Here is a 4,584-nt window from a genome sequence, read left to right on the forward strand (position 1 = left end):
AACTGCTTTGCCAATTATCGAAACTCAAGCTGGTGATGTATCTGCATATGTTCCAACTAACGTAATTTCGATTACCGATGGGCAAATCTTCCTCGAGTCTGAATTATTTCATAAAGGATTTCGTCCTGCGGTAAATATAGGTTTATCAGTTTCGCGAGTTGGTTCTGCTGCGCAATTGAAATCCGTGAAAAAAGTTGCTGGTTCTATAAAGCTAAGTTTAGCTCAATATAGAGAGTTAGAAGATTTCGCAAAATTTGTTTCTGATCTCGATGCTAGTGTTCAACTGTCCTTAAACAAGGGTAAATATCTTGTTGAGTTATTAAAGCAAAGGCAGCATTCACCTATGCCAATAGAAGAGCAAGTGGCATTGATGTACGTCTTTTCTAATCTGTATGATCAGTTAAGCAAGGTACAAATAAGCGATGTCAATAGATTTGAATATGATCTTATCAATTATTTTCATGCTGTGCACCCTGGAGTTTTAAAAAAGTTGTCAAACAGCATAAATGATGGTATAAAAGACGATATTTTCAATATTGTGAGTAATTTTGTTACTCAATTTAATTACGTTTAGGTGGTGGTTATGGCTTCATCAATTGTTAATAAGTTTCCTATGACAAGGGAAGGTTTTGAACATATGCAAGCCGAGCTTGAGAAATTAAAGGAAGAAAAGCCTTCCATTATACAAGCTATTTCTGATGCACGTGATCAAGGTGATTTATCCGAAAACGCGGAGTATCATGCTGCACGAGAAAGGTTAGGTTTTATTGAAGGACGTATAATGGAGTTAAAAAACAAGATTTCATATGCAGAAGTAATAGAAGTGAAAAGCTTATCTGGCGATTCAGTAATCTTTGGTGCAACCGTGACATTAAGCATGCTCAGTGATGATGGTAGTGAAGCAGAATATATTTATAAAATTGTAGGTGAGTATGAAGCTGATGTTTCAAAACAGTTGATATCTACTAGTTCACCTTTAGGTAGTGCTTTAATTGGCAAAAAAGTTGGCGAATACGTGGAAGTGGTAGTGCCAAGCGGAGAGAAGTTATATAAAGTAGTTAAGATTGAATTTAAGTAAATTATGGTACAGGCCACTTATGCATCAATGAGTCTATCTAGTATTTCTCCTGTGGAAGATGTGTTAGAGGATGCCCGTTCTGGTAAGTTATTTATTTTAGTTGATGATGAGGATAGAGAAAATGAAGGTGATCTGATTGTCTTAGCTGAAAAACTAGAGCCAAACCATGTAGCTTTTATGGTTAGATATGGCACTGGCATTGTATTTTTAGCTATGACAAGACCTCATATGAGTAGGCTAGGCCTTGAATTTATGAGGAAAAGTAATGTAGATGAAAAGCTTATTCCTCACACTGCATTTACTACATCAATTGATGCACGTTATGGTATTACAACAGGTGTTTCTGCTCATGATAGAACGCGCACAATACTTACCGCTGTTGATGAAAAGAGCACTAAAGATGATATTATTACTCCCGGTCATGTTTTTCCCATTATTGCAAACGATGGTGGGGTCTTGGCACGCAATGGTCATACTGAAGCAAGTGTTGAAATAGCAAAGTTAGTTGGCCTTAATCACGCGGCTGTAGGGTGTGAATTAGTGAACGATGATGGCTCTATGATGCGCTTACCTCAGTTGCTTAAATTCGCTGAACAACATAAGATTAAGTTAACTACCATCGGTAAACTTGTTAGCTACGTTAAAAAGTTAAGCTAGCGTTTATAAATTTGTATAATTTGAGTGTTAAAATGTAAAATTCCTAAAAATTATACAAATACGGAATTTTCATGTTTAAAATCGCTAGGTTTTTTACCTTATTGCTCTTTTTTATATATTGCAGTAGCGCTTACTCTGTTAACGTTATTAGAGATAGTGAGGTGGAGGCAGTGGTAAAAGAACTAGCACAACCCTTATTTTCTGCTGCAAGCATCGATAGTGATCGAATAAAAGTTTTCATAATTAATGATAATTCTATTAATGCTTTCGTAATTGATAATAATAGCATTTTCATTCACTTAGGACTTTTACAACATTCAACTGAGCCTTACATTTTGCTTGGCATATTAGCACATGAGATTGCTCATATATCTGCTGGTCATGTATTGCAGCTAAGTGGTGCTGTGGGTTATTTTCAATCAATAGCAATGGTCAGTTATGTGGTAGGATTGGTTTCTACTATTATTATTAATCCCCAGGTTGCTAGTGCAATTTTGCTAAGCGGCGTAGCACTTAGCTCAAGGCTGTTTTTTAACTATTCTCAAGAGCAAGAAAGTGTAGCAGATAGTTATGCTTTAAGGTACCTTGATGAATCTGGCTATGATAATTCAGGTATGAAAGAGGTCTTTGACTACTTTAAAAGTATCGAACATGAAAATACTGAAGGGTATTTCCGCACTCATCCACTTAGTGATAAGCGCATATTTGCTGTACAAAGTTATAAGGTTAAAAACAATGTGAAACCAATTCTTGCAGATAAGTTACTAAGGTTTAAGCGTATGGTTACAAAGCTAGACTCCTTCTTTTCTCCCATTCATGTGTTATCCAATAAATATGAAGGTAATTCTGAGTACGTAAATGCTATAATCCATTATAGGCAAGGAAAGATAGAAGAGGCTATTGCTATAGTTGATTCATTAGTTCAAAAGTCACGCGATGACCCATACTTATATGAATTAAGAGCAGAAATGCTGTACAAGGCGGGGAATTTAGGTGAAGCAATAAAAATGTACGAAGGATCGCTTAGGTATTTATCTGAGAAAGACAGTTATTTGGTGAAACTTACATTATCCCATACTTTATTGTTGTACGGTGATGCAAAGAAAGCAATTTTTTACCTGGAACAGATCGCAAGTGTAGAACCAAATAATGCCTTTGTCTGGAAGTATTTCAGTATTGCATATAAACGTAATGCTGATACGGCAATGCATTATTTTGCTTTAACGAAAAAGGCTTGCATTGAAGGTAATTTAAAACAATTTATGAAATATGCTGAGTTAGCTGTTAAAACTTTACCAAAAAACAGCCCTTACTTATTGCAAATTGAAGATATGAAACAATTTAATGGATAACAAAAAGCATTTTAGTACACCATCACTTTTAAGGGTTATTCTGTCCACACTTGTCCAACATTTTTTTGACTTCATCGCTTACATTGGGTATAATTTTCATTATGATCGTCTTAGCGCCAAAAAATACACCACAAAACATACCTAAAGCAAAGAGAGCTGGCCAAGGCATTCTGCCAAATATTGCAAGCAAGGATGCACCAATTATTACTACTGTCATAAGTGGACCACCTATCCCCCAAACATAACCAATAATATTGCATATTACTTGGGCAGTTGTGTCGTTGATACCAGCACTATCAAGGTTGGAGGCATCTACATTGCCTGATAAAAACAACATCAAACATAAGACGTTAAAAAACTTTTTTATTGTAGAGCTCATTTTTTTGCCTCTAAATAATAAACTAGTGTAATAAGAACAATTTTATTACACATATTTATTTTAAAGTAAAATTTATGGCTTGTCCACAAATAAGGTATCACTACATAAATAAACCGCCGTTAATGTTCAGCACATGCCCTGTGATATATTTTGCTTCATCACTTGCTAAAAACAGAACTCCCGCTGCTATTTCTTCTCCCGTCCCCATTTTTTTCATTGGAATATTATCTAGTATTTTTCTCTTCTGTTCTTCAGTTAAGACTTCAGTCATTTTAGTATCTATAAACCCAGGAGCAATACAATTTACTGTTATATTGCGGCTTGCAACTTCTTTTGCTATGGATTTACTCATGGCTATTATTCCAGCTTTTGATGCTGCATAATTTGCCTGCCCAGCATTTCCTGTTAACCCTACTATTGAAGAAATATTTATAATCCTCCCCCAGTTATTCTTAATTAGTTTCCTGCATGCTTCTCTATTTAGTTTAAATGTAGAACTCAAGTTAATATCAATCACTTTTTGCCATGTTTCATCTGTCATTCTTAGCAATAAACTATCTTGTGTAATTCCTGCATTACATACGAGCCCGTCGAAACCTTCCATCAACTCGCTTGCTCTATTTATTAGCTGGTGTACTTCCTCGGCATTTAATAAGTTGCAAGGAAGTACATAAATATTTTTTTCATATAGTTTAGCAACTTCTTCTAGGGCTTCTTTTTTTGTACCAGAAATACATAGAATTGCTCCGGCTTTATGTATAGTTTTTACAATTGCCTGCCCTATTCCACCTGATGCACCAGTAATCAGGAACTTTCTGCCTTCTAATCGAAACATAATAACCTCGCTTTATCCGATTACTAACAGAGCATTGCCTAGTTGGCAATAGATTTTTTGCATGACACAAGCAGCTTAGATCTATGACAGCTAAGTCAGATTAAGATATGCAAAAATTGTTACTAAATAACGCTAACTATGGATTAGCCGACGAAGAAAGAGTTGGAAATGGAAGGTTTTTTGGGTTGTAAAGAATATGAAATAAGCGTAGAAAAGATGTGAACTAAAAAGTTAATAGGAGATCTATGGCGAGTATGTTCAATTTCTAATCTGTTTTTCAGGT

At 35.3% G+C, this 4,584-nt stretch carries 6 protein-coding genes and 1 pseudogene; 4 read left to right on the forward strand and 3 right to left on the reverse strand.

Going from position 1 to position 4,584, the window contains the following annotated elements; all coding sequences use genetic code 11:
- The 4 genes from GO685_RS03460 to GO685_RS03475 form a co-directional block, all read left to right on the forward strand.
- A partial coding sequence (locus tag GO685_RS03460) for a F0F1 ATP synthase subunit alpha (protein WP_458695292.1) occupies nucleotides 1-574 on the forward strand: 574 nt, incomplete at its 5' end.
- A 9-nt stretch (nucleotides 575-583) separates the two neighbouring features.
- A complete protein-coding gene (gene greA / locus GO685_RS03465; RefSeq protein WP_175937586.1) occupies nucleotides 584-1,078 on the forward strand; it encodes a transcription elongation factor GreA in 495 nt (164 codons plus the stop codon).
- Nucleotides 1,079-1,081: 3 nt separating this feature from the next.
- Nucleotides 1,082-1,735 (forward strand): 3,4-dihydroxy-2-butanone-4-phosphate synthase, encoded by a 654-nt coding sequence (ribB, locus tag GO685_RS03470; protein WP_175937587.1) that lies wholly within the window; start codon nucleotides 1,082-1,084, stop codon nucleotides 1,733-1,735.
- A gap of 71 nt (nucleotides 1,736-1,806) precedes the next feature.
- Nucleotides 1,807-3,087, forward strand: a complete 1,281-nt coding sequence (locus GO685_RS03475; protein WP_175937588.1) for a M48 family metalloprotease — start codon at nucleotides 1,807-1,809, stop codon at nucleotides 3,085-3,087.
- 28 nt (nucleotides 3,088-3,115) lie between these two features.
- Here the strand turns inward: GO685_RS03475 and GO685_RS03480 are convergent, their stop codons facing one another.
- The 3 genes and pseudogenes from GO685_RS03480 to GO685_RS03490 form a co-directional block, all read right to left on the reverse strand.
- Complete coding sequence (locus GO685_RS03480; RefSeq protein ID WP_175937589.1) at nucleotides 3,116-3,466, reverse strand: TrbC/VirB2 family protein; 351 nt, start codon at nucleotides 3,464-3,466, stop codon at nucleotides 3,116-3,118.
- Nucleotides 3,467-3,566: 100 nt separating this feature from the next.
- Nucleotides 3,567-4,301, reverse strand: a complete 735-nt coding sequence (gene fabG, locus GO685_RS03485; RefSeq protein ID WP_175937590.1) for a 3-oxoacyl-[acyl-carrier-protein] reductase — start codon at nucleotides 4,299-4,301, stop codon at nucleotides 3,567-3,569.
- A 143-nt stretch (nucleotides 4,302-4,444) separates the two neighbouring features.
- Nucleotides 4,445-4,584 (reverse strand): annotated as a pseudogene (locus GO685_RS03490) (IS982 family transposase); the annotation flags it as partial.

Origin of the sequence: Wolbachia endosymbiont of Madathamugadia hiepei, assembly GCF_013366855.1 — a bacterium.
Taxonomy (GTDB): Bacteria; Pseudomonadota; Alphaproteobacteria; order Rickettsiales; family Anaplasmataceae; genus Wolbachia.

Excerpts from the sequence above, each read along its gene's own strand:
- GO685_RS03480 (WP_175937589.1), bottom strand. The coding sequence starts at position 3,466 with ATGAGCTCTACAATAAAAAAGTTTTTTAACGTCTTATGTTTGATGTTG.
- GO685_RS03475 (WP_175937588.1), top strand. The coding sequence starts at position 1,807 with ATGTTTAAAATCGCTAGGTTTTTTACCTTATTGCTCTTTTTTATATAT.
- fabG (WP_175937590.1), bottom strand. The coding sequence starts at position 4,301 with ATGTTTCGATTAGAAGGCAGAAAGTTCCTGATTACTGGTGCATCAGGT.
- ribB (WP_175937587.1), top strand. The coding sequence starts at position 1,082 with ATGGTACAGGCCACTTATGCATCAATGAGTCTATCTAGTATTTCTCCT.
- greA (WP_175937586.1), top strand. The coding sequence starts at position 584 with ATGGCTTCATCAATTGTTAATAAGTTTCCTATGACAAGGGAAGGTTTT.